Origin of the sequence: Sulfitobacter geojensis (assembly GCF_000622325.1) — a bacterium.
In the GTDB taxonomy this organism is placed as follows: domain Bacteria; phylum Pseudomonadota; class Alphaproteobacteria; order Rhodobacterales; family Rhodobacteraceae; genus Sulfitobacter; species Sulfitobacter geojensis.
Map to the genome: position 1 here is coordinate 731,505 of NZ_JASE01000005.1, position 19,360 is coordinate 750,864.

General features: G+C 56.9%; 16 protein-coding genes. 6 read left to right on the forward strand and 10 right to left on the reverse strand.

Going from position 1 to position 19,360, the window contains the following annotated elements; all coding sequences use genetic code 11:
- Positions 1 to 6 precede the first annotated feature (6 nt).
- From tssG to tssA, 8 genes are all read right to left on the reverse strand, one after another.
- A complete protein-coding gene (gene tssG / locus Z947_RS0105570) occupies positions 7 to 1,038 on the reverse strand; it encodes a type VI secretion system baseplate subunit TssG (protein ID WP_025043327.1) in 1,032 nt (343 codons plus the stop codon).
- Complete coding sequence (tssF, locus tag Z947_RS0105575; RefSeq protein WP_025043328.1) at positions 1,002 to 2,879, reverse strand: type VI secretion system baseplate subunit TssF; 1,878 nt, start codon at positions 2,877 to 2,879, stop codon at positions 1,002 to 1,004. Before tssF ends, tssG begins: the two co-directional genes overlap by 37 nt.
- 5 nt (positions 2,880 to 2,884) lie before the next feature.
- Positions 2,885 to 3,382 (reverse strand): type VI secretion system baseplate subunit TssE, encoded by a 498-nt coding sequence (gene tssE / locus Z947_RS0105580; protein ID WP_025043329.1) that lies wholly within the window; start codon positions 3,380 to 3,382, stop codon positions 2,885 to 2,887.
- Complete coding sequence (locus tag Z947_RS0105585; protein WP_025043330.1) at positions 3,375 to 4,199, reverse strand: type VI secretion system accessory protein TagJ; 825 nt, start codon at positions 4,197 to 4,199, stop codon at positions 3,375 to 3,377. The genes tssE and Z947_RS0105585 overlap by 8 nt, the downstream gene beginning before the upstream one ends.
- An 87-nt stretch (positions 4,200 to 4,286) precedes the next feature.
- Positions 4,287 to 4,802 carry an Hcp family type VI secretion system effector gene (locus Z947_RS0105590; RefSeq protein WP_025043331.1) on the reverse strand — a complete coding sequence of 172 codons (516 nt, stop codon included), beginning with the start codon at positions 4,800 to 4,802 and terminating at the stop codon, positions 4,287 to 4,289.
- A 74-nt stretch (positions 4,803 to 4,876) separates the two neighbouring features.
- Entirely contained in the window at positions 4,877 to 6,373 is a 1,497-nt protein-coding gene (gene tssC / locus Z947_RS0105595) for a type VI secretion system contractile sheath large subunit (RefSeq protein WP_025043332.1), read from the reverse strand.
- A gap of 3 nt (positions 6,374 to 6,376) precedes the next feature.
- Positions 6,377 to 6,886 (reverse strand): type VI secretion system contractile sheath small subunit, encoded by a 510-nt coding sequence (gene tssB, locus Z947_RS0105600; protein ID WP_025043333.1) that lies wholly within the window; start codon positions 6,884 to 6,886, stop codon positions 6,377 to 6,379.
- Between the two features lie 77 nt (positions 6,887 to 6,963).
- Entirely contained in the window at positions 6,964 to 7,989 is a 1,026-nt protein-coding gene (tssA, locus tag Z947_RS0105605; protein ID WP_025043334.1) for a type VI secretion system protein TssA, read from the reverse strand.
- A gap of 216 nt (positions 7,990 to 8,205) precedes the next feature.
- Here tssA and Z947_RS0105610 point away from each other — a divergent pair, with 216 nt between their 5' ends.
- From Z947_RS0105610 to Z947_RS0105635, 6 genes are all read left to right on the forward strand, one after another.
- Entirely contained in the window at positions 8,206 to 9,987 is a 1,782-nt protein-coding gene (locus Z947_RS0105610; protein ID WP_156026624.1) for a hypothetical protein, read from the forward strand.
- Positions 9,988 to 10,006: 19 nt separating this feature from the next.
- Positions 10,007 to 10,435: a hypothetical protein gene (locus tag Z947_RS0105615; RefSeq protein WP_025043336.1), complete on the forward strand. Its 429-nt coding sequence runs from the start codon at positions 10,007 to 10,009 to the stop codon at positions 10,433 to 10,435.
- A gap of 2 nt (positions 10,436 to 10,437) precedes the next feature.
- Positions 10,438 to 11,064: a MotA/TolQ/ExbB proton channel family protein gene (locus tag Z947_RS0105620; protein ID WP_025043337.1), complete on the forward strand. Its 627-nt coding sequence runs from the start codon at positions 10,438 to 10,440 to the stop codon at positions 11,062 to 11,064.
- Positions 11,065 to 11,084: 20 nt separating this feature from the next.
- Positions 11,085 to 11,516 carry an ExbD/TolR family protein gene (locus Z947_RS0105625; RefSeq protein ID WP_240477512.1) on the forward strand — a complete coding sequence of 144 codons (432 nt, stop codon included), beginning with the start codon at positions 11,085 to 11,087 and terminating at the stop codon, positions 11,514 to 11,516.
- On the forward strand, positions 11,513 to 11,911 hold the full coding sequence (locus Z947_RS0105630) for an ExbD/TolR family protein (RefSeq protein ID WP_025043339.1): 399 nt from the start codon (positions 11,513 to 11,515) through the stop codon (positions 11,909 to 11,911). The genes Z947_RS0105625 and Z947_RS0105630 overlap by 4 nt, the downstream gene beginning before the upstream one ends.
- 65 nt (positions 11,912 to 11,976) lie before the next feature.
- The gene (locus tag Z947_RS0105635) at positions 11,977 to 13,329 is read left to right on the forward strand and encodes a DUF4384 domain-containing protein (RefSeq protein ID WP_162171865.1); all 1,353 of its coding nucleotides are present in this window, start codon (positions 11,977 to 11,979) and stop codon (positions 13,327 to 13,329) included.
- Here the strand turns inward: Z947_RS0105635 and Z947_RS0105640 are convergent.
- Both Z947_RS0105640 and Z947_RS0105645 read right to left on the reverse strand, forming a co-directional pair.
- Positions 13,326 to 14,024, reverse strand: coding sequence for a CpXC domain-containing protein (locus Z947_RS0105640; RefSeq protein WP_025043341.1), 699 nt, complete (start codon positions 14,022 to 14,024; stop codon positions 13,326 to 13,328). The two genes, Z947_RS0105635 and Z947_RS0105640, sit on opposite strands and share 4 nt — an antisense overlap.
- Positions 14,024 to 19,132, reverse strand: coding sequence for a hypothetical protein (locus tag Z947_RS0105645; protein ID WP_025043342.1), 5,109 nt, complete (start codon positions 19,130 to 19,132; stop codon positions 14,024 to 14,026). The genes Z947_RS0105640 and Z947_RS0105645 overlap by 1 nt, the downstream gene beginning before the upstream one ends.
- Positions 19,133 to 19,360: the final 228 nt, after the last annotated feature.

The window sequence follows — 19,360 nt, forward strand, 5'->3', positions numbered from 1 at the left end:
CAAATATTATGCCACCCGACCCCGAGGCGTGAGGAATAAATCCTCAGCATCGGCGCGCGGTGTATCGTCATCGCGTTTCATATCGACCCAGGATGTTTGCCCCAGTCGGGTCGTCCCCCCCAGCACGGACCTTGGCACCTCGTCCCCTTTGAGGATCAGCTGCACGTCCCAATCCAACGTGTCGCCCACATAACTGCGCACGATAGATTCCAGCCGGTCAAACCCGTCTGTACCGGGCATAAACCGTTCATAACGTTCGCGGCTGAGCGGCCCGATGCGGATGCGGAATTTCGAGGCACGGCTCCAGACCTTGCTGCCCACGCTGGTGGTCTGGCCCAAGCCGACCTGACCGCCCAATTCCCAGCAATCATCCGGTTCAAGATGCAGCCAAGCGCCGACAAACTGGTCAATCTCCGCCGGTACATCAAAGAAATGGCTGATCAGCGAAATCAATCCGTCGGGGTTTTTCGTGCCCTGCGACATGTAAGCGGCGAAATGGCGTCGCGCGACATCCGGCATGGCATCGCGTTCTTGCAAACCTTCGCCGCGATAGCCCGCAATGGCCGCGACCCGCCGTTCAAATTCATCATCACCACGGTCGTAGCTGGGGGCCGGATTGCCACTGCGCCATGCGCGATAGAGCAGGCTCATCATCCGGTGGGTCAGCATATTCGCGAAAGCGACGATGGTATTGTCGCGGTGGTTGCGTTGCCGGTTGCGCGCGTATTCGGTCAGGTGCAGCGGCAAGGGACCTTGTGGGCCGAACAGACCGAAAAAACGGCTGATCATGGTGCCGGGCACCTTGTCGGTGCCAGCCTTGAAACTGCGGATGGTGGAGGGTGGAAACGACAGCTCGGCCTCTTGACCCAACCGCACGCGATCTTCGCGCGGACGGCGCGATTCACCCAGACGCGGCGCATCAGGATAGGCAGCGTCAATCACACGCATGGCCTGAAAAACATGATGTTCTTCAGGGTTTTCCACCAGCTTGGCGAAATGTCCTAGAGTGTTTGGCCCAGGCCGCTTGTCGGTCGCCATCTGGCGATTTCCCCCCGTCGTTCGGTCTTTAAGACCGTCTCAGTAAAACTATTGATGGTGGTGTATTTGCGGAAAAACCGCTCCATCACGGCACCCAGTACATAAACGCTGGTGCCTTCAAAAAATGTCTCGTCAAATTCTATGGTAATCTCTAATCCGCGCACGGCGGTGGACAGCACTTCGTCGCTCATCCGGCGCACAATCGGCCGGCTGGAAACGTTGGTGATCCCCTCAAGCTGCTTTTCCGTCACGCGGTTGCCGAGCGGCGCATAAATTCCGATCAATTCGCGCAAGGCCTCGGCAGAGCTGCCATCGGTGGTCTGGGCAATCGACAGATAGTTCAGCGAAAGATGGCTGATCAGGCGCCATGCTGTATCACCCTGCGCAAGGGTCGGATGCGGCCGCGTGGGCGATATCGGTGTGCGCACGGTTTTGACTGGTCCGCCATCCGGCAGGTGGAACACATTATCGTCCCCCACAGACAGCAGCATTGGCAAATCACGGTTCGTGCACAGGGCGGTAACCGCAAGCTGGTCCAGCTTGGCCGAATAGGGCGCCTGTTTGCGATCAACCAAGGACAGGAAAACTTCGGACCCCAGATAAGAGGTCCGCACCCCGCGCAGCCGTTCCTTTTCGCTGCGCTGACGCATCTTGCGGCTTTGCGTGTAATAGGTCGCGTGCATGTCACCGGCAGCGGTGAAATCCGTGGCGGAGTAAAACGGCCTGAAATCGACGTCATCGGCGCCATCGCCACTGATGCCGGTCACGGATTCAATATTGTAAATCTCGAAATCCAAGCCCGCCGTGCGGTTGGGCACTACGTGTTGTTCGGTATCCCGCGCTGTCACATGCAACCGGTCACAGCGTTTGCGAAACAGGTTAACCGCGGGCACAGCGTTCAGCCCAAAGGCTTCGGGCGTGATGGCGGGTGTCAAATCCTTGTTGCCGTCCCCCAGCAGAATATAAATGTCGACTTCGGCCCCTTTGGCGTTGCGCAATGCCGGTTGCAAGCCGCTCAGGTTCACGAACATGAACCGTTCGGGCATCGCAAAATATTCTTGCAACAACCGGTAGCCGTCAAACGACCGCCGCGGCGTGGGCAAAAGCGCTTCTTCCGGGGTCAGGCCCACTTGTTTCAGCGCGCCATCGGGCAGTCCCATCGTCCAATCCGCGCGTCTGTCCGCCGAGCGGCCCGCAACGCCGACCGTCTGGGTGCATAGCAGTTCATGCAACTGCCAGCTGCGACCGGATTGGCGGTCAAGGTAGAGCGTCAGATCGTCCATCGTCAGTTCGGAAATCGGATCCCCATCCAGCCGTTTCAATCGCAGCCGGATACCGGCGCGGGCCGCCTTGGTGGTGCCCACACCCGCCGCAACCAGACCACCGCGACTGTCGATATATTCCGCCTCGGAAATTTCGATCGGCCACATGGTGACCTTATGGGCTGTACGGAATTCGCATGCGGTTTGTTCACCGTCCAACAAACGGCTGCGAACAGTGGTGTGCCTTGGCAGGACGTAACCTGTTTTCAAGCCCGCATTCGAAAGGTCAGGCTTGAATTGCGCAATCATCATCGACGGTGTGGGTGCCAGATAATGAGGATAAATGATTTCAAGCAGATGCGACGTGAAAACCGGAAACTGCATTTCCAGTTCCAGCTGAACCCGCGCTGATAAAAACGCGACCCCCTCTAGCAACCGCTCGACATAGGGGTCCATCACTTCGACCCCTTCCATTCCTAAACGGTTGGCGATCTTGGGATAGGCATCGGCAAATTCCGCCCCCATGTCGCGCATGAAAGACAGTTCGTTTTCGTAATGTCTGAGCAGTCGGGTATCCATCGCGATCAGCCCACCCTGTCGAGCGAAATCTCACCCGTTGTCACGTCGACCTTACTGCGCAAATACAGCTCGAGTGGAACCGGCTGGGCCCACATGTCAGCATGAATATCAAATGCGATCTGGGTTTCGCCCTTGGCCTGTTCGGTGCGCAGCTCAACCGCAGTAGAGCCCGCGATGATGCGCGGTTCGTGCACTGAAATGGCGTTCAGGATCGACTTGCGGATCAGCTCTGCGCGCACAGAGGTGGAGTATTCGCCCGCGACCTCGCGCACACCATAGTTCAACACGGATTTCGCGGCATGCGGATATTTTTCGGGATCAAGCGCCTTGCCAAGACTATTCGTGTTCAACAGCCACGACAAATCGCGCTTGATGATTTCGCGCAGGCGGGTGATGTCAATGGCGCGATGGGCACGGCTTTCTTGCTTTTGGGTTGGTTCTTCGTCGGTTAGCCGGTCCAAAAGGGACGGCTGCAACCGTTCAGCAAGCATTTTTTCAGCCATCTTGTGCAGCCTCTTCCGGCTCGTCGGGGCCGTGATCAAAGACCAGCTCGCGCACATCCAGCAGGGCAACGTCATCCTGATCGGTGGCAAACAGGCGCTGTCCGACGCCTACAAAGTTTTCGCCGCCCGCATCTATCCAATTGGTTGCGCGGGACAATTTTTCCGCGTCGCCCCCATTTTCAGGCGTGCCCGCATAACGTGTCGGGATCAGGGCGACCACTTCGCCGCCATTGCGCAGGGTCACAGTGGCCGCGGTCCAGACCGCATCGCGCAAATCAGCAGGTTCTTCGATGCTGAGCTTGGAAACCTGCGCAAATGGCAGCCAGAAATAGCGTCCGTTGATCACAATTTCCAACACCGGCCCCATGCGCATGTCCGCATCCGCGATCCATTCAAAAGCCGTTCCATTTACGGTGCCTGAACTGGCCGGTGCCTGTTCAAAAGCCTGCTCGCGCAGCGCAGCAGCTTCGGCGGGTTTGCCTTGCGCCAGCATTTTCTGCGCTTCGATCAGCAGGGCAAGCCACGGGTCCGGCTCGCCAAAAACCATCGGCTCTTTCTCACCTTTGAAAACTTTCTCGCGGTAGACTTCGCAAATGATCCCCTCGCGATAGGTCTGGGCCATCATCATGGCCAAAGGATCCATTTCACCGCTCAGCTTCAGCTGGTTGATTGCCCTTTTCCAATCCCCCAAAACACACAGCAGCTGGAACAGGAAAATGCGCAGCTTGGCTTCGGCCGGCTCTGCACGGACCTTGTCCTGCAATGCCGTAAGTGTGGCAGCCAGATCGCCAGATTTAAGATGTTCTTCGGGCGTCATATGACAGCCTCCGCTCGGGTTAGGATGCGAGGAGAAAGGGCGCAAATCGGGGAGGTCGCGCGCAGTTTCCCGCGCGCGACGGCATTATCAATCGCCGGAATATGTTTCCATTTTCCCGGAACGCAGGTTCCAGAGGAACTCGTTCTCTTTCTTGAGCTTACCCGTCGCCTGATCAGTATGGTGGTATTCCATTTTCACGCCCACATAAGCCAAAGCCCATGTTTCTTCTGGAATGCCGTCCGCACTTGCAGAGACGCTGTACTTGTCGATGATCACGTTCTTGAAGGTCCAAATCGCGAAAGGCTTCAGACCTTCGCCCGCACCGTCACCTGAACGGCACCAGTGCATCGTAACAGAATCTTTGACCGTACCGTTGGCCACAGCCAGCGCCAGTTCGTTGGACGCCTTGCCAATCTGTGTCGTCAGCTCGATCTTCTGAAAGTTGGTGTTCGCATGTGAACGCTGGTTTGACCCCAGATCGGTCATGTCGACCGCACGTTCCAGTTCAAAGGTAGCAGATTCCAGAACGATCCAGTTCTTGTGGTTCCCTTCGGTGCTGTCACCAGGGATTTTGTCTATTTCCATGAACATGTTAGCAGCCATTGTGCTATTCCTTTCAAAAAGTTTGTTAAGTTTAAGTTAGGCGGTATTGGCGGACCCCAAGCTAATTCGAGGGATCAGGCGCCTTTTTCAGAAGGGAGCTTGGATACAAGCCGCAATGAAACCGAAAGGCCTTCCAACTGGTAATGTGGGCGCAGGAAGAACTTCGACGTGTAATATCCGGGATTGCCTTCCACCTCTTCGACAACAACTTCTGCTGCTGCGAGCGGTTTCCGCGCCTTCTCGTTTTCCGACGAAATGTCGGCATTGAAATCAACGTAATTGTTGATCCATTCTTGCAGCCAGCTTTCCATATCGTCGCGGCTTTTGAACGAACCGACCTTATCGCGCACCATGCATTTGAGATAATGCGCAAAGCGGCAAGTGGCGAAAAGATAAGGCAGGCGTGCTGCAAGATTTGCGTTGGCCGTCGCGTCAGGGTCGTCATATTCTGCGGGCTTGTGCAGAGACTGGGCACCCATAAACGTTGCAACGTCCGTATTTTTCCGGTGGATCAGCGGCATCATGCCATTCTTGGCAAGCTCCGCTTCGCGCCGGTCGTCGATGGCGATTTCTGTGGGGCATTTCTGATCCACGCCACCATCTGTTGTTGGAAAGGTGTGCGATGGCAGGTTTTCCAACGTACCGCCGGATTCCACGCCGCGAATGCGTGAACACCAGCCGTATTCCTTGAACGAGCGGTTGATGTTAACCGCCATGCCGTAGGCCGCGTTGATCCAGCCATATTTGCTGTGATCCGACCCGTCGGTGTCCTCTTCAAACGCGAATGCCTCGACCGGTTCGGTTTTGGCACCATAAGGCAAACGACCCAGAAAACGCGGCATCGCAAGGCCGACATATTTGGAGTCTTCGCTTTCGCGCAGGGATTTCCATGATGCATATTCAGGCGTCTGGAAAATCTTGGTCAAATCGCGCGGGTTGCTCAGTTCTGACCAGCTGTCCATCTGGAACAACTCGGGCTTGGCACCCGTGATCAGCGGCGCATGGCCGGCTGCGGCGATCTTGGCCATTTCGCCCAACAGTTCCACATCCTGTGGACCGTGATCAAAGTGGTAATCCGCCACCAGCGAACCGTAAGGTTCGCCGCCCAATTGCGAGAATTCTTCGGTATACAGTTTCTTAAAGATCGGCGACTGATCCCAGGCCGTGCCTTTGAACTTGCGCAGGGTCTTGTGCATCTCTTTTTTGGAAATGCTCATGAACCGGATCTTCAGGTTCTCATCTGATTCAGTGTTGTTGACCAGATAATGCATGCCGCGCCACGCGCTTTCCATCTGCTGGAACTCTTCGTGGTGCAGAATCAGGTTCACCTGTTCGGTCAGCTTTTTGTCGATCTCGGCAACAATGCCTTCGATCGAGCGCAGCGCATCGTCGGAAATCAACGCCGTATTGCTGAGCGCCTGTTCGGCCAATGCCTTGACCGCGGATTCAACCGCCGTTTTGGCCTGATCGGATTTCGGGCGAAATTCCTTTTGCAGCAGGCTTTCGAACTCGGAAGAACCGAATGCGGTTTCACCACCAGCTGCTTCTACTTGGACGTCTTCTTCAGCCATGGGTTATCCCTCCTCTTTCGCGTCAGGCTTCGGCTGGGCTGCCAAAGTCTTGAGCAATGCCGGATCCTGCATAATCTTGGCGATCAGATCCTCAGCGCCGGACTTGCCGTCCATATATGTCATCAGGTTGCTCAATTGCGTCCGCGCATCCAGCAACTCGGCCAAGGGCTCGACCTTGGCGGCAATTGCAGCCGGGGAAAAATCATCCATGCTGTTAAAGGTGATATCGACGGCCATGTTGCCCTCGCCCGTCAGGGTATTGGGCACGGTAAAGGCGGCGCGCGGGGCGATCGACTTCATCCGGTCGTCAAAGTTATCAACATCAATCTCAAGGAACTTGCGATCCGCAACTGCGGGCTGCTCAACTTCGGATTTGCCGGCAAGGTCGCTCATCACGCCCATAACAAACGGCAATTGGACCTTTTTCTCGGCACCATAAAGTTCCACATCGTATTCGATCTGGACGCGGGGTGCCCTGTTGCGAGCAATGAATTTCTGGGAACTACCGGCCATGAAGGGCTCCTTAGTCTTTAAAAGTAAAATGCAGATGTAACGCTGCGGTGAAAAACAATTTGCGCTGGAAGAAAGGCTTAATCCTCACTGATCCCTCCAACATTTCTAGCCTGATCGAGACCCTGCGGCGCGATTTCTTCCATGATCGTCAGGAAATCCGCGCCCACCAGTTTCTTGGCCCGTTTCAACAGGATCGGCATCGGGCTAGAGGGCTCTTGTCGTTCGTAATAGCTTATGATGCGGTCCAACGCGTTTGACACATCGGACGGCGATTGAATGCCTGCCGGCGCACTTGGTGCGGCTGGTGCCCCACTGGCGGCAGGTGCCGCGCCCGCAACGACCTCTTCGCCTTCTTCGGGAACAACAGCGTCCCCGCCAACCATTTCGGACAGCCGCCGCACAATCTGATTAAGGATCTTTTGCACGTCTTCCAGATCAGGACCCTGACCGGGAGTCTTCTCCACGAAAATGGCGTCTATCGCTTTCAGATCCGCCTGCGCGCTTAGGGCAGCCGCAAGGAAATCTGACAAAATCTCCGAATCGGTATCCTGAAACGCCGCATTCACCGCTGCGCTGTCAGGCACTTCCGTCATGCTTGCCGGGGCCGTCGCCGTCCCTTCGGCAATCTCGATCAACCGCAATCCCATGCTGCCGAACATCCGGCTTTCGGTCAGCGGTGCCTTGCGCAGGGCACGGATCACCGTATCGGTGCCATTCAACCCCTGTACCGCATTGATCCTCATCGTTGGATCGTCGTCGTCGTCCTCGTCCAATTCTGGATGGCAACTGGCCCAGTATGTTTCCAGACATCCGCGTACAAACGCCGTCGCTTCGGCAAACCCTGTCAGGCCTTTGGTGTGCAAAATCGCTTCGGCATAAAACACCGCGGCGCGGATATCGTGACTGCGTTCCAGCACAGCCACAGCTTTTTTAACAACATCACCAAAGTCGGGATCTTCAGCTTCGAGAATCTTGTCGCCTTCTTGACGCTCCTCGCCCGGTTGCGCGGCCAGCTCCATGTCGACAAAGCCGGGATCATACTCAAGATTTTCACCGCTGGGCTCGTCATCCCCGTGGGGCTCAAGCAACTTGGCAACGTCCATTTTTAGCCCCCCAAAAGCTGGATCTTACGTGATCGTTGGCTGCGGTGCCGGCCGGAATCAATGATCACAAAATCGCAAGTGGTTCAAAACAATAAATAAAATAACATCCGCCCCTCACCGAAATAATGTGAAGGAAAATGCAAGCTTGACGTATAGACAGCCTTATCGTCAATTCTATGTCAATGGCTTTCCACCAAAAAACGCGAGGAATCTAAATTGGCTTACGTACCGATGAAGACCGAAGAGCTCAAAAAAATGGTGATGATGGGCAAGAAACGCCCGATGAATTTTGCCTATAACCCTGGCCCCAAAGACGAAGATCTGATGATCATCGACCGGATCAAACAGCCCGATGTTTTGGGACGCACTGCCAAAAAAGAAGGCAAGGGCACCAAGGTCGCAGCTGGTACATTCGAACTGGAAGGCAAGAAATTTTCGATCAAAGTAGCGAAAGAACTGCCGGGGCTGGCAAAGAAATTACGTAAATATCTCAAGAAGCTGGATTTCTCGTTCAGCATCGAAGTGCTTGACCTTGAAGGCGCTGTACTTGAGGCGGATTTGACCGACGAGGAACAGCAGCAACAGGATCAAAAAGCCGCAGCACCCGCGCAAGAAGACGCACCCGCCGCCACGCAGACGGAACCCCAAGAAACGGTCGATGAAACCGATGGGAGATTGACGCAGGTTCAGGACGGTAAACAGCCCGAAGCAAACATGCCAGACCCCGAACCCGCAGCGCAACAGAGCGAAACACAGGCCACCCAAGAGCCGCCAACAGCGGATACCTCGGCGCAGCGTGCTGCACTGAGCGAACGCTTGCGCGCCTTGCAAGAACCCGTCGCGGCATTGGGGAAATCCGGTGCGCCTTTGGGCAAGGCAGCGGCCGCTGTCGTGGCACAGATCAAGGCTGGATCGCTGGAAACTGCAGACGCAACTTTGACCAAGATCGAAGCCGGATTGTCCAAGGCGCAAGCGCGGGCGGCCGCCGCTCAAGAAGCTGAAAATGCTGCAGATGCGAAGCCGACAGAAACTGATGCGAAACCCGCTGTAGACACCACGGCCGTTCGGTCCCGCGCCGCCGCCGTGACCAAGGAAATAGAGGGACTGCAAAATACCGAAGCGGACCCCATTAAAAAACTATTAATTCAGGCGCTTACGGCAATAAAAGCACAGGATGTTCCAGCCGCTGAAGCGATGTTGACGGAGGCCGAAACGGCCCTGAAAAACGCACCTTCGGCTGATGCCAAGAACGTCGAAGAACAGACCGAAACCGCACAGAATGCTGCGGATGCAAACACCGCCGAGACGGAACCGGAAGCACCTGAAAATGCGCCGATAGACGACGCCAAGATCACGGCGAAATCGAAAGAGAAATGGGAGGCGATGTCAGCCCAGATACAGACCAGTGTGGATACCGCAATGCAAGCCAGACGCGGCGATCTGGATGCCATCAACCGCGCGTTCAACTTTGCCAAATCACAGGCCGATGCGGGTGATTTCACCAGTGCCGTTGCCGCGGCCACCAATACCGTGAAACTCTTGAAAGCGGCGGCCACGGCGCCCGTAAATGCCCGCGTGCAAGACGCAGCAGACGCGGCACCTGACAACGTGGTCGCCTACCGCAAGTCGCGTATCGACTGGAACAAAACCCGCACCGGGCTTCAGGCCGAATTGACCAAACTGCAAATGGCGATCGAGGCACAGACCAACGGCATCGAAGGGCTTGAAGAAATTGCGCAGAATACCGGCGTCTTGTTCGACTATCTGGACGAGATCGACGCGTCATTGGAAACCACGCTTGATGCGCTTTTGGGAACGCCGGACGGGCCCGAACGTGAAAAGCTCAAGGACGAAGCGATCAAGATCATCGGGACCTACCGCACAACGCTGGACAGCGATTTCTTTAAATCCGTGGACGACAACGGCTTTACCAATACGGCCATTCGCAACACGGCCCTTACTGCCCTCTTTGGTGTCGAAACCGCGCTTGCCGCTTAAACTATTCAAAGGACACCATATGAAATTTTTCAAATTTATTAGGGGTTTGTGCCTTGCAGCCAGCGTATTCTTTCCGGTGGCGGCCACGGCCCAGACCGGCGGCCTTACGGTCGAGCTGAACAAGGTTGAACCCTCCGAAACCGGCGGATGCAGTGCGTTTTTTCTGTTTCGCAACGAGACCGACAACAGCTTTGACGGGTTTGAAATGTCATTAGCGATTCTGGACACCCAAGGTGTGATCGACCGGTTGCTGTCGATCGATGCGGCCCCCCTGCCACTCAGTCGCACGACACTGAAGCTGTTTGAGATCCCCGAAATCGCTTGCGAAAATATTTCGGAAATTCTGTTGCATGACCTGACCTCCTGTCGGCCGCAGAACGGTGATGAAATGGACTGTTTTCCCATCCTCACCCTGCGCAGCCGCGCGCCTGCGGCCTTGGTGAAATAGCGGTGTCGTTCGATCTGGGATCACTGGGCGCAGGCGGCGTTATCATCGCTGTTCTGGCTCTGCTGTCCGCACTGTCGCTGACCATAATCGTGGTCAAGATTGTCCAGCTGATGCCCGCCCGTTCGGGCACCGGACAGCGTGAAGCGGCCATCACGCATTGGGCAGCCGGCGAAAAAGACCAAGCACAAGCTGCTGTAATATCAGGGAAAAGCCCTGCGGACCGCGTGATGGCTTATGCGATGAAATCGCTGGCCAGCGGGTTTAACGGGGCAACGTTGAACGCAGAACTGCTGCGTCGTGGTAACGAAGAGTTCGCAAAGATGAACAGCCTGATCCGCGTGCTGGAATTGATCGCGATGATCAGCCCGCTGCTGGGGTTGCTTGGTACTGTGATGGGCATGATCCAGTCGTTTCAAGCGCTGGAACTGGCCGAAGGTGCAGCCAATGCGTCGATCCTTGCCGGCGGCATCTGGCAGGCGCTTTTGACGACAGCTGTCGGTCTATTGGTGGCCATTCCCGCGGCGGTCGGGGCGACGCTGCTGTCCGCGCGGGCGGAAAGTGGCGCCCAGATGATCGAAAATGCGGTGGGTCGTCTGATGCTGGTCGAGGAAAACCCGAACGCCGCCTGAACCGGACCGGAGCCATGTAGATGACCGACGCCCCTGCCCTGACACTGAAACGCCCGCGCCCGCCGCCTGCGCTGATCTCGTTGGTGGCAATGATTGATGTCCTGTTGATATTGTTGGTATTTTTCATGGTCACATCGACCTATCTGAACCTCGATATGATTCCAGCCGTGTCGCAGGACAATCAGGGCGGGCCCCGTACGCAGGTAGAAAAAACACAGCCGCTGCTGGTGCGGATTGGTGCCGATGGCGCACCCGTCATCAGCGGGCAGGCCGTCACGCTTGATGCGCTGGATGCGCTTGTGCGCACCCGTTTGGCGGCGGAGCCAACCCTGCCGGTGATGATCCTGCCCACCGGCGTGGCGCAAACCCAAGCCTTGGTTTCCGTTATGGATACGGCCACCAAAGCGGGCGCGCGGCAGGTCCGCGTGATCCGCCTAAAGGCCCGCCCGTGAGATTGACCCGCCCCCCTGCGCGTCAAGCGCCGGAAACGATCATTGCCCTGATCGACGTGGTGTTTTTTCTTTTGGTATTTTTCATGCTGATCGGCCGGATGGATGCCACCGCCCCGTTCGAGGTATCGCCGCCAATTGCCACCACAGGATCGGACATGCCCGCCGGCGGCATCACACTGTCGGTAAGTGCAGCGGGCGATATGGCCGTTGACGGCACGCCAACGACGGCACCCCTTGATATCCTGCTGGATCAGATCGCGCAGGCCCCTGAAACGCTGGTGCGGATCAACGCCCATCACGCGGCGGAATTGCGCCATATCCTGCCCCTGATTGCAGCGCTTGAGGCGGCAGGCGCACAAGACGTGGCCCTGGTTGTCACACCTGCGGGTTTATGACGAATACGGCCGGCATATGGGGTGTGGGCGCCGTTGTTTCCATTGCCTTGAACCTAGGCGCCGCCATGGGGTTAATGGCCGCGATGCAGCCCGACCCGATTGCGGATCAACCCGTTCCCGAAAGCCGTTTGAACGTCGAGGCCCATGCCGTCACCCGCAGCGACGCGAGCGAACAGACACCTCAATCGCAAACAGCAGCCGAGGGGGCGGCGACCGGTGCAAAGCTTGGCAACGGTGAAATTGTGCAATCTGTAGCGCAGCCGAAACCGGCCCCCTTGCAAAAATCGCAGGCTCAATACCCCAGCGCCCGGGCAGCACCTGCCCTGCCGCCCACCGTGTCAGAACTGGCCAGCCAGCGTCCGGCACCCGCACGGACATCTGCCGAACCGCTGATGGCAAAAACGGCCTCCGCCCTAGAAACCGTTGTTTCCACAACGAAACCTGTTCCTGCCGCTGCGCCTGACGTGATGCCTGTTTCTATCCCGACCACCCCGACCGCACCGCAAAGACCGCAGACCACTGCTCTTGTGCCAAGCGCACCACCATCACTTGCCAGCCTGCCGCAACCCGCGGACAGCACCCCTGCCCCCCGGCAGGTGCCGGAGGTCACGAAAAGCACCGCCATGCTTGCCTTTCCAAGTGCGGGTTCTGTCGATCCGGTCTCTTTCGCCGCCTTTCAAAGTTTCATGCAGCCCGACGCAGCGACTGGTACTGATGTGCGCGACAGTCTGGGTGCTGTGTTGTCCCTGCCCTGTGCGCGGATGCAGGTCAGTTTTGATCCGGAAACCACCACACTGAACCTGACGGGCCATGTGCCTGACCCAAGTCAACGCGGGCCGGTTCTGGACGCATTGCAGGCGCAGATGGGCGCCGATATCGCGGTCAACGAAAACCTGCTGGTTCTGCCCGCCCCGCAATGCGGCGCATTGACTGGCATTGCCGATGTTGGCCTGCCGCAATCCACCGACCAGATCACCAATGAATTGATCGTTGGCGCGGATACACATGCCCGCACCTTTCGCTACGTCGCCGGTGATCCCTTGGTGATGTCGCTCACAGCGCCGGATTATCCCGCCTATGTCTATGTTGACTACTTTGATGCGGACGGGAATGTGATCCATCTGTCGCCAAATGACAGGGCACCCTTGCGAGCGGTACAGCCGAAATCCGCCCTGCAAATCGGCGCAGAAAGTGCCGCCGACGCAGGGTTGTTTGTGACCATCGGTCCGCCATATGGACAGGAAATCGCAGCGGCCTTTGCGGCCTCCGTCCCGCTTTATGACGGGACACGCCCCTTGGTCGAACCGGCGGGGCCTTATCTGGCGTGGCTCAAGGACCGCGTGGCCCAAACCCGCGCACAACATGCTGATTTCAAAGGGGAGTGGGTTTATTTCTTTGTAACAACGGCCGCGCGTTAAGCCGCATTTCGCCCTTCGCCAAGATACATTTTTTGCATATCTACAAACAGCCCCTGCGTCAGCCCGCTGCGCACCTCGGCCCAGGCATCAAGGTTGCCCTCGATCTCGGCAAGCAGGGCCTTGTTGCATTCGAACGCCTGCAAAATCTCTTCGCTGGCAGTTTCAATCCAGACAAACCCAAGCGTGGTTTCGGTCACGGAGGTCACGCGCAATTCAACCCCCGGGCGCAATGGCGCTTCGGGCAGGCGGCGCAGCAGATCCAGCTTGAGCATCTCGATCACCACATCATCCAACCCTTCCATGCGCAGAAACAGCTTTTCGCGGGTCGCAGGCCAGCCAAAGGTAAGACGCGGCTGCAACCCTGCGCCGACGTCCTGCGCACTCGCGGATGACGCAGACCCGTAACTTTCGTCAAAAAGCGCCTGCACCTCATCCTCAAGTTTCAGGTAATCACCGATCTGGCGCGGTGGATAGGCGGCGAGCCACAGGCCAAGTTCGACATCCAGATAGTTCACAACGGGTTCAAGCCGCATCGCCTCGTTACACGAAGGGCAGGTGACGTTCTGAAATGTATTGTCCAGAATGGCCTCGCGCAGATCAGGGCGGCGGTCTGCATTGACGCTGCCTGCGGCTTGGAAATTGGTGATCGTATCGCACACCGGACATTGAATCGACGTGGTTTCGAACAGGGACATCAGGCATCTTCCTTGAGGCAAAGTTTTGCAATCTCGTCGCGGTGCGGGTGATTGTCGTTCAAACGGTCAGAGGCGACAGCGGCATAAATCTCCGAAAACCACTCGCCGGGCGCGCGGAATTGATAGCCGGAAACCGCATATTTGCGCTGATCTGTGCTGTAGCGCGCCCAATCTCCTTCATAGCTTTCGACATAGGTATAATTGCCAATCGCGCAGGCCGCCGCGACGCTGGCGGATTGCCATGGCTTGTTCCCCTCGCGGGCGCGATCGACAAAGTTGCGGCATTCTTCCATCCGGCGACGCCATTCTTCCCCGTCACAGCCCACAGGATCCGGCACCGGCATTTTGCGCCCTGCCGCACCCATCATATATTCGGCAACATAATCGGCGTCGAATTTGAACTGATCCGCAATCGCAGTTGCAGGTTCCTTGACGTTGGCGCCGTAAACCTTCCAGCCGGCCAAGCGTTCGCCGTGCTTTTTCATATACCCCAGCTTGTCATCGACCGCATGGCCGACCTCGTGAAGGGTGTTCCATGAAAAACCGGTGCGGGCCTGTCCGGGTTTGGGAATCGCGTCTTTGTCGATCTCTCCGATCTCATGCTCAATCGAGATGCCGTAAACGCGCGACTCCGCTTCGTCACCGTCACGCATCATGACCCGCTTTTCTTGGGTGTCATACGCCGACCCCAACCCTTTGCCCCCGACCTGTTCAAAGGTCAGCATGCTGTCATTGTCCAACGTGTTGCTTTCGGGCAGCTTGGACATCACGTCATAGAACCTGCGAATATTCGCCGCCGGCAATTTTTGCCCGTCACGGTCCACGTCGGTGATTGTTCCGGCGTTATCCGCCTCTTTCAAATCCAGCTTGCAGCCGAACCGCGCCTCGAACGCCACCGCCATCACACGCCGCTGCACCGATGCCTCAAGGTTTTCCACAATGCTATCAAGGTTCTCGATCCCGCCGGGGGCATCCAATATCGCGGCAAGGTCTTCGGGTTTGGGCTTGCGGTTAGTCGCCAGTTTCGCGCGCAACTTGGCCATATCCACGCGAATAACCGCCTTTTTCAATTCCGCTTGCGCAGAGCTGTGTTTGCGATCCGCCGCCCGTGTTGCCGCCGTATCCAGCAGCTTGCGCACCACGGTCATATCTTCGCGGATCAAATGACGCTGTTTGCTTTTCTCCAGCGTTGTCATCGCGAATTCTACGGGGTCGCGGTTTTTCAGGTAATCGGCTTGCGCATCAATAACCTTGCGCAGATCCCGCAGGGCCGCGATGGCTTCCTCCACATCTATCTGTGTTTGCGCACGGTTGGATTTCGACAGGCGCGCGGCTGACATCGCCAGATCCAGCGCGGCAATCCTTGCGTTGATTTCATCGCGGGCAAAATCCGCCTCCACTCCGCGTTTCAACAGCTTTTCGGCCAGCCCTCGCGCCACGGCAGCAGAATCGTTTAGCTGGTCATATTGCGCCAGCAATATCGTGATCTCCGTGCAGGCATCCACCACCGCTTCAACCTCCACGCGGGCGGCATCAAAATCATCAGGCGCAAGCGTTTCGGCAGCTTTCAGCTTTGCCTCGCTTTCCAGAATTTCGCCATGCGCATACATCGCTGAAACCTGGCCCTTTAGTCCGTCCAGCGTCTGGCGGGTCTTGGCAATCGCGGCCAGCAGCCCTTCGGCATTTTCGGTTGGCAAATCCTTGATGTCGGACGTCATCGCCGCCAGTTCATCCACCGCATCCGCTGTATCTTTGGCGTTGTCACAGTCGGCTTTCAATTCTTCGAAAAGCGCAATTGCGATATCAAAATCAAACCCTTGGCCCTTGCGTTCTGCATTGCGCTCCTTGCCCTCCAGACGGGTCAGCAGGGTCTCGATTGCCGGCGATTTCATTTTGCGCACGGTTTCAAGCGCGGTCGCCGCCTGATTTTGGCGCAGCACATAACGGTCATAAAGATCAAGCAGGGCCGTGGCGTCGGCCAGCTCTTTGTCAAACCCGTCAAGCCGCTTTAGCGCCCCGCCATAATTCTCAAGCTTGGCCTGCACCTCTGCCGCGTCGAAACGGCCCCGCAGCGCAAGAACCGCGTCATGCCCTGTACCGGCAGCGGGCACCGACCGCGCCTCAAGATCATCCAGCTTTTGTTCATAGTCGATCTTGACCGGCAAATACCGATCAAAGGACTCCGCCTTTTTGCGCGCGCCCATCATCACCCAATAGGCTTGCGAGGCGATCTTGTAAGCCGCCCCGAAACTGCCCTTGTTTATCGCCTCTTGCGCCGCGGTCAGCAGGTCGGCCTTCATCGCCTCTTCCTGCGTCGTGGTCGCATGGCCCACTTCAACACCCAGACGGGCGGGGGTGAAATTCAACATGACCCCAACCGCCTTTTTACAATCCGCACAAGTGGCCGTATGAAAACCTGCCAGTTCGACCCCTTTGGCCGCTTTCGCCTGAGCGTCCGTGAATTTGCGCTGGTCAAAATCCGCGTTCATTTCATTCAAAACCGTCCTTAACCGCGCGGCCTGCGCGTCAAGATGCGGGGTGACATCGGGGGCGGTATAGGCGTTGATCGCGGTGGTCATTTTGGTGCGGGCATCGTCAATCGTGCCGTTAAACAGCTGCATCGCCGCCAACCCCTTGCGCGCGGCAGCCTGCGCCGTGCCCAACAGTTTGATCGCGCCGGCATAATCATACGCCGGTGCCTGCGCCGCCTTTTCCGCAGCCGCGAAACTGTCTTCGGCCTCCTTCACCTCTGCATCAATAATATTCTGCGCATTCTCGTTTCTGGCCTGATCGATCACCGTTTTGGCGGATGTTTTTTGCGCCGAATACCCGATGGATTCCGTGCATATCTTTGCAATCCGCTGACAACGCGCAACCGCATCGTTCAGGGTGTTTTCCGCACGGGTCAGGTCCTTGGCCATCAATGCCTCTGCAGATTTTGCAGACGCCTCCGCAGCGTTCAGTTCATCCGTGAAAACGTCATATTTATCAAGCGATCGAACATGGGAAAGGATTTTGGCAAAGCCGGCATAGACCGGCGCGAATTCAGTATCAGAGGTCAAGGCAATCTTGCCCCCGCCGCCCTGCGCGCCATCAATCAGGCTGGCGGTTTCAAAGTCGTCAAGCGCGCGTTTCAGCTCCAGATTGGCGTTTTCCAACAGGTTTGTACCCGCCAGCCAATTGCCCCGCTCTGTCGCAGCAAAAGCGTTACTTTTCATGTCATTGGCGTTTTGCTTGGCCTCCATTGCATCGGGTGATGTCGCTGTTTTCAGCTTGGCCAAGGCCGCGCCGAATTTGGCATCCTGCGCGATGTACGCTTTGGCTTGCCCCGCCAGCCGGATCATCGCGTCATGTTCCGCCTTGCCACGCAGACACATGGCGAGGGCCAGTTTGAAATCACCGCTCGCCTCGGCTGCCTTGCGCTTGATATCGTCGCCCACCAGACCCTGATAATATCCTTCGATGGCGATGCGGCCCTCGGGCCCTTTGGTGGCACGCACGGTTCTGGCGCGGGCTTTGAATTCGCTTTTTTCGGTCTGGTACTGCGCAATCAACTGTCCCTTGTCGAACAGGCTTTGCTTGGCAAACGCACAAAGGGCACGCAGCGCAGCTGACGCTTTGCGATAGTTACCGGCGGCTGCATCGTCATTTGCCTGCGCGGCGGTTTTCACCGCATATTCCAAATCGGTTTTCAGCAGAACCTGCGCGGGACCAGGCACATTGGATAGGACATGGGCATGCCAATCCTCCCAGTTCTTTTTCATCTCTTTGTAATTGGCAGCAAAGCGGTTGACCTCGATCAGATCATCAACCGCTTTGGGAATACTGTTAAGCAGCGTCAAGGCGCCGCTCATCTGGCCTGCCTTTCGGGCCGCTTCGGCCCGCAACAAAAGCTGGTTCGCCGCCGTATGATCCGCCCGCAACGCAGGCACAGCATAGGCTGAAGGAGCCGGCAGAGTGGCCAACAACGCTTTGCGCGCATTGAAAACGGTGGCGTAATTCGCGAAATCATCCGCGAAATCAAGCGTATCTTTCAGGTCGTTGCGCACCACTGCGATCTGTTGGCTGGCTTGTGTATATTCATGGGTCTTGGCCTTGTCCGCCGCAGCCGTAAAGGCGGTGGTGATCTCGTCAAACTTCGGCTTCACATATCTATTTTTCGCATAGGGGTGCGCCAGCATGACCTGATACCGGACCTGAAAGGCCCCGTTATCCTTGACCCATTCCTGCGCCTGCGTGATCAGCTTAAGCGAATCCCGGTTCACAACTTGATATGCCGCTTCGGCATCATCCGCCAAATCGGCCAGCTCGGATGTCTCTGCCTTGACCGCCTCGTCCAGCTTTGATTGCACCGACTGACAACTCATACGCAGCGCCAAAGGTACGTTTTCCCCGCCGAATTGCGCCGCGAGTTTCTGGCGCAGCGCATCCAGCTGGGTGTGAACGTCGCTTAACCGTCTACGCGCGCCTTGCACCTCGGGTGACAGCCCCTTTTGCGCGGCCTCTCTTATGCCCGCCATCGCCTCGACGCGTTGCTCGAACGGATTCTGGCCCGCCCTTTCCGCGGTTTGCAACATCACCTGCAAACGCCCCATCGCCTTAAGCGCGGCATCCAGATCTTTGGCATTGTTCGTGGCTGTCCCGCTGGCGAATTTTTCTTGGGCGAACGCCCAGGTCAGCGCAATGTCGCTTTGCCCGTCAAAAGCACCATCCTTGGCGACGGGGGGGTTATCCGCATCCATCCGCGCCATGGTTTTTTCGATCTGTGCATGAGCCTTGGTCGCGTCGGCCTTTTTGATATGCACCAAAAGGGCCGCACGCACATCGTCGATATGTTGCTGCCCCCCTTCAAAATTCAACGCCTTGGGATCGCTTTCGATAATCGCGTCGGTCGCGCGCAACTGCGCCATGAAAACAGACCGCAATTCGGGATCATCAAGGCTGGCGATTTCGTCACGCAACAAATCATGTTCCGCATTGATCAGCCGGAACTGCTCGGTCGCCTCGCGCCGCGCCTGTTTTTTGGCCTTGCGGTTGAACACCTTGGGCACTTTCAAAAAGCGCTCGATGAAATTACTTTGCTGCTGGGTCAATCCTTCGATTGCCATTGCGCTGTCCTCCAAAAGAACGTCTGTCAAATAAACGTCTGGTGACTGCCGAAAAAAAATATGATTTTGAAAAATTGGGTGGCAGTCTTGGGCCAAGTCAAAACCAGCATCCGCCGCATTGCAAGTATTTTTCGACGGCCGGACGGTGGCTGAATTACCTCAGGTTGAGCGAACCTTGGCCGAATTCTATCGTTTGCAGCCCGTTGGCCGGGGTGTTACGTTGACTTA

Bases quoted from the DNA above. Each gene is read 5' to 3' on its own strand.
- tssC (WP_025043332.1), bottom strand. From the start codon at position 6,373: ATGGCTGAAGAAGACGTCCAAGTAGAAGCAGCTGGTGGTGAAACCGCA.
- Z947_RS0105625 (WP_240477512.1), top strand. From the start codon at position 11,085: ATGACCGACGCCCCTGCCCTGACACTGAAACGCCCGCGCCCGCCGCCT.
- tssE (WP_025043329.1), bottom strand. From the start codon at position 3,382: ATGGCTGAAAAAATGCTTGCTGAACGGTTGCAGCCGTCCCTTTTGGAC.
- tssF (WP_025043328.1), bottom strand. From the start codon at position 2,879: ATGGATACCCGACTGCTCAGACATTACGAAAACGAACTGTCTTTCATG.
- Z947_RS0105585 (WP_025043330.1), bottom strand. From the start codon at position 4,199: ATGACGCCCGAAGAACATCTTAAATCTGGCGATCTGGCTGCCACACTT.
- Z947_RS0105645 (WP_025043342.1), bottom strand. From the start codon at position 19,132: ATGGCAATCGAAGGATTGACCCAGCAGCAAAGTAATTTCATCGAGCGC.
- Z947_RS0105590 (WP_025043331.1), bottom strand. From the start codon at position 4,802: ATGGCTGCTAACATGTTCATGGAAATAGACAAAATCCCTGGTGACAGC.
- Z947_RS0105640 (WP_025043341.1), bottom strand. From the start codon at position 14,024: ATGTCCCTGTTCGAAACCACGTCGATTCAATGTCCGGTGTGCGATACG.
- Z947_RS0105615 (WP_025043336.1), top strand. From the start codon at position 10,007: ATGAAATTTTTCAAATTTATTAGGGGTTTGTGCCTTGCAGCCAGCGTA.
- tssA (WP_025043334.1), bottom strand. From the start codon at position 7,989: ATGGACGTTGCCAAGTTGCTTGAGCCCCACGGGGATGACGAGCCCAGC.
- Z947_RS0105635 (WP_162171865.1), top strand. From the start codon at position 11,977: ATGGGGTTAATGGCCGCGATGCAGCCCGACCCGATTGCGGATCAACCC.
- tssG (WP_025043327.1), bottom strand. From the start codon at position 1,038: ATGGCGACCGACAAGCGGCCTGGGCCAAACACTCTAGGACATTTCGCC.
- tssB (WP_025043333.1), bottom strand. From the start codon at position 6,886: ATGGCCGGTAGTTCCCAGAAATTCATTGCTCGCAACAGGGCACCCCGC.